The 2,118-nt window shown below is 70.7% G+C and carries 2 pseudogenes; one reads left to right on the top strand and one right to left on the bottom strand.

The features are described from left to right. Positions 1-233, bottom strand: a pseudogene (locus tag GJ632_RS21110) (glucan 1,4-alpha-glucosidase); the annotation flags it as partial. Positions 234-337: 104 nt separating this feature from the next. Here GJ632_RS21110 and GJ632_RS21105 point away from each other — a divergent pair. Next, positions 338-2,118, top strand: a pseudogene (locus tag GJ632_RS21105) (alpha-amylase family glycosyl hydrolase); the annotation flags it as partial.

Raw genomic sequence — 2,118 nt, 5'->3', positions numbered from 1 at the left:
ACGCCGTCGCCCCCGTCGTCGCCGGCCGGTCGGACCCCGAACCGGGACCGGACGATGCCCGTCAACCCGGTGAGTGGGTAGCTGAAGTCGCGTATCTGCCCGCTCTCGCCCACGTGGACGAGTCGGCCGCTCCGACCGGAGAACCGCCCGGACGTGGTCCGGCACTCGCCCGGGAACCGCGTCCGGTGGTCCCGGTTTCGCTTGTAGTCCTTCAACGCGTCGCGCAGTTGCATTGCCCGCCACTCGACGGTCGGGGGTAATAACTTTTGGTGTAATTGTCGTTCACAGATTTCTGCTTCTCCGAAACAGTCAAACGACTGGCCCCGTCTCTGGGCGTATGCACCATCCCGGACCGCCCCGGTTCACGCACGTGGGCGACGCCGTCGAACTCGCGCCGCGGGACCCCGACCCGGCCGAGACGTACCGCTGGCGGGTCGTCGAACGCCCCGCCGACAGCGACCTGACCGTCGGCGACGCGCCCGTCGTCCACCTCGCGCCGGACGTGCCCGGCGTCTACCGCCTCGAACTCGACGCCCCAGACGGGACCCACCGGCAGACCGTCCGCGCGTTCCCGGACCCCCGGCGTCCGGTGCAGTTTCGGGTGGACGCGGCGGCCGTCGACGCGGCCCCCGACGCCGTCGAACGCGTCTCCGTCATCGGCCCGTTCAACGACTTCGAGATGGGGCTGACGCGGGCGACGTTCGACGGCGACGCCTGGACCGCGGCGGCGAGACTCCCGCCGGGCACGCACGAGGCCATCTTCGCGTTCGACGACGCCTTCGACCCGTACGCCCGCACCGAGGTGACCGTCGAGGGACCGGGCCGCCCCCGCGTCCGACTCGACGCCGACCGGCGGGGCGACGAGGTGGTCGTCACGGCGGACGCCCGCCCCGCACCCGACGGGGCCGACCCGTCGGTCGAGTTCTACCTCGACGGCCGCGACGAACTCACCGACGACGACGTGACCGTCTCGGGCGACGAACTCCATCTCCCTACCGACGCCGTCGCCGGTCGGACGCGCGTCCACGCCGTCCCCGTCGCCGACCGCCACGGCCTCTCGGACACCGTCGAACTCGGACGCGAGGGCGGAGACGTGGCCGCCTCCCGCCCTGCCGACGCGCCCGCGTGGGTCGAGGACGCCACCATCTACCAGATATTCGTCCGCGAGTTCGCGGGCGAGACGGTGGACGCCACGTTCGCGGAACTCGAACGCCGCGTCCCCTACCTCGAACACCTCGGCGTCGATACCGTCTGGCTCACCCCCGTCTGCGAGAGTCCGACGCGCCACGGCTACCACATCACCGACCTGTTCGACACGGCCGACGACCTCGGCACGAGAGCCGAGTTCGAGTCGCTGGTCGACCGACTCCACGAGGCGGGCGTCCGCGTCGTCTTCGACCTCGTGATAAATCACACCTCGCGCGACCACCCCGCGTACCAACTCCACGAGGCGGGCGTCCCGGAGTACGAGGACCTGTACGAGCGGATTCCGGCCGAACGGGACACCTCGGACGTGGACTGGTCGGCCGACGGCGCGCCCGGCGTCCTGTTCAACTGGTGGTCGATTCCGAACCTGAACTACGACTCCCTGCGCGTCCGCGAGTGGATGCTCGACGTGGTCGACGAGTGGGCGCCCGTCGTCGACGGCTTCCGGTGCGACGTCGCGTGGGGCGTCCCGCACGGTTTCTGGAAGGAGGTCCGAGACCGACTCAAGCGCGAGCAGGCCGACTTCCTCCTGTTGGACGAGACGGTCCCCCGTCGCCCCGCGTTCGCGGAGAACGAGTTCGACCTGCACTACGACACCGACCTCTACTACGCGCTCAGAGACGTGGGGACCGGCGAGCGCCCGCGGAGGCCGTCTTCGACGCGCTCGCGGCGTCCGCTCGCTGCGGCTACCCCGACGACGCGGTCCACATGCGGTACGTCGAGAACCACGACGAGGACCGCTACCTCGCCGAGTTCGGTCCCGACGCCCTCCGCGCGGCCGTCGCGGTGACGTTCACGTTCCCGGGCGTCCCTCTCGTCTACTACGGGCAGGAACGCGGCGTCACCGAGCAACGCGGGCGGATGAAGTGGCACGACGGCGACGCCGACCTGACCGACTTCCACCGCCACCTC

The sequence above is a fragment of the Halogeometricum sp. CBA1124 genome (genome assembly GCF_009741955.1).
Classification (GTDB): Archaea; Halobacteriota; Halobacteria; order Halobacteriales; family Haloferacaceae; genus Halogeometricum; species Halogeometricum rufum.
Note: the sequence above shows the minus strand (reverse complement) of the source record. Positions and strands in the feature narration are given on the sequence as shown.